This window comes from Synechococcus sp. R6-7 (assembly GCF_047461695.1).
In the GTDB taxonomy this organism is placed as follows: Bacteria; Cyanobacteriota; Cyanobacteriia; order Thermostichales; family Thermostichaceae; genus Thermostichus.
On sequence record NZ_JANSHS010000149.1, the window covers coordinates 1 to 2,748 of the forward strand.

General features: G+C 60.1%; 2 protein-coding genes. One reads left to right on the forward strand and one right to left on the reverse strand.

Annotated features, from left to right (window positions below; genetic code table 11):
• Nucleotides 1-43: 43 nt before the first annotated feature.
• A complete protein-coding gene (locus NW815_RS05140) occupies nucleotides 44-2,107 on the forward strand; it encodes a prolyl oligopeptidase family serine peptidase (RefSeq protein ID WP_414389798.1) in 2,064 nt (687 codons plus the stop codon).
• Here NW815_RS05140 and eno read toward each other — a convergent pair.
• Nucleotides 2,104-2,748, reverse strand: a 645-nt coding sequence (gene eno, locus NW815_RS05145; RefSeq protein WP_414415774.1) for a phosphopyruvate hydratase, incomplete at its 5' end; no start/stop codon positions are given. The genes NW815_RS05140 and eno overlap by 4 nt on opposite strands.

A 2,748-nucleotide genomic window follows, 5' to 3' on the forward strand; every position in this document is an offset into this window, starting at 1 on the left:
GAGCTTATTATTGACTAGAGTCATGCTCTAGCGCTTAGGTCTCATGCTCAACTACCCGCCCAGCTATCCCGATCCCACTGTTGTGGACATCTACCACGGGCAGCCGGTGCCGGATCCCTACCGCTGGCTGGAGGATCTGGATTCGGAGCAGACGCGGGCCTGGATTGAGGCGCAAAACCACCTTACCTTTAACTACTTGCAGCAGATCCCAGCCCGGCAGCGGATCCGAGAACGCCTGACCCAGCTCTGGAACTATGAAAAATACAGCCAGCCCTTCAAAGAAGGGGGCCGCTACTTCTACTTCAAAAACGACGGCCTGCAAAACCAGAGCGTTCTCTACACCCAAGAAAGTCTAGAGGGCCAGGCGCGGGTTTTGCTGGATCCCAACACCTTCTCGGAAGACGGCACGGTGGCTCTAGCGGGCATTGCCATCAGCCGTGATGGGCGGTATCTGGCCTATGGTCTCTCCCGCTCCGGCTCCGACTGGCAAGAATGGAAGGTGCGGGACATCGAAACCGGCGAGGATTTGCCGGATCACCTCCGCTGGGTCAAGTTTTCCGGGGCGAGCTGGACGCTGGATGGGCAGGGATTTTTCTACAGCCGCTACGACGAACCGGCCCCGGGCAGCGAATACGAAAGCGCCAACTACTTTCAAAAGCTCTACTACCACCGCCTGGGCACCTCCCAGTCAGAAGATGTCTTGGTCTATCACCGCCCCGACCAAAAAGAGTGGGGCTTTGCCGGCGGGGTTACTGAAGATGGGAATTACCTCATCATCTCCGTCTGGCGGGGCACGGATCCCAAAAACCTCATCTTCTACAAAGACTTGCGGGATCCCCAGTCTCCTGTAGTAGAGCTCATCCGCGAGTTTGAGGCCGAATACAGCTTCGTGGGCAACGACGGATCCCGCTTTTGGCTGTTGACGGACTGCCAAGCTCCTCGGCGGCGACTGGTGGCGATTGACTTGGAGCAGCCTGACCGGGTGCAGGAGGTGATCCCTGAGGCGGAGGAGACCCTGCAGGGGGTTAGCTTGATCAACAATCAGTTTGTGGCCTTCTACCTCAAAGACGCCCACACCCAGATCAAGACCTTTGCTTTAGACGGTAGCTACCTGGGGGAAATTCCGCTGCCCGGGCTGGGATCCGCCAGCGGCTTTGGCGGCAAGCGCTACGACACCGAGACCTTCTACACCTTCACCAGCTTCACCACCCCGCCCACCATCTACCGCTACGATTTCACCAGCGGCACCAGCACCCTGTTCCGTCAGCCCCAGGTGGATTTCGATCCCCAGGCCTACGAGGTGCAGCAGGTGTTCTACACCAGCAAAGATGGCACCCGCATCCCCATGTTTCTTGTCCACCGCCGCGGCCTGGCTCGGACAGGGGATCACCCCACTCTGCTGTATGGCTACGGCGGCTTTGGCATCTCTCTTACCCCCAGCTTTTCAGTGGGTCTGGTGGCCTGGCTGGAAATGGGCGGTGTCTATGCCCAGCCAAGTTTGCGCGGCGGCGGCGAGTACGGAGAAGAGTGGCACCAGGCGGGCACCAAGCTCAACAAGCAAAAGGTGTTCGACGACTTTATTGCCGCTGCCGAGTGGCTGATAGCCCATGGCTACACCAACCCCGCCAAGTTGGCCATCTCCGGCGGCAGCAACGGCGGCCTGCTGGTGGGGGCCTGCCTGGTTCAGAGGCCGGAGCTGTTTGCAGCGGCCCTGCCGGCAGTGGGGGTGTTCGACATGCTGCGCTTTCATAAGTTCACCATCGGCTGGGCCTGGATCTCCGAGTACGGATCCCCGGAGAACCCGGAGGAATTCAAGGCCCTCTACGCCTATTCCCCTCTGCACAACCTCAAGCCCGGCACTGCCTATCCCGCCACCCTGATCACCACCGCAGATCACGACGACCGGGTGGTGCCCGCCCACAGCTTCAAGTTTGCCGCTGCCCTGCAGGCAGCCCAGGGGGGATCCCAGCCCATCCTCATCCGCATCGACACCAAGGCAGGGCACGGGGCCGGCAAGCCCACCAGCAAGCTGATTGAGGAAGCTGCCGACCGCTGGGCCTTTTTGGTGCAGGTGCTAGGGATCCCCTGGGACGGAACGGGAAGTTAGCGAGCTCTAGGACCCAGGCCCACCCGACCGGCATAAACTGCCGCTTCCCCCAGCTCGTCTTCGATGCGCAGCAGTTGGTTGTACTTGGCAATGCGCTCGCTGCGGCAGAGGGATCCGGTTTTGATCTGCCCGGCACGGGTGGCCACCGCCAAGTCGGCAATGGTGGTGTCTTCCGTCTCGCCAGAGCGGTGGCTGATGATGGTGCGAAAGCCGGCTTGAACTGCCAATTGGATGGCCGAGACAGTCTCCGTCAGGGTGCCGATTTGGTTGGGCTTGATCAAAATGGCGTTGGCGGCGGCGCTGTCGATACCCTTTTGCAGGCGGGTCAGGTTGGTTACAAACAGGTCATCTCCCACCAGCTGTACCCGGGATCCCAGTTGAGCGGTCATGGCTTGCCAACCGGCCCAGTCTTCTTCCGCTAGCCCATCTTCAATGGAAAGGATGGGATAGTTGGCCAGCAGTTGCTGGTAGTAAGCCACCATATCAGCCGCGCTGTGGGCTTTGCCCTCAAAGTGATATTGCCCATCCTGCAGCAGCTCGTTGGCGGCCACATCCAAGGCCAAGGCGATATCTGCTCCCGGTTTGTAGCCTGCCTGTTCAATAGCCGTCATCAGCAGATCCAAAGCCGCCGCATTGGAGTC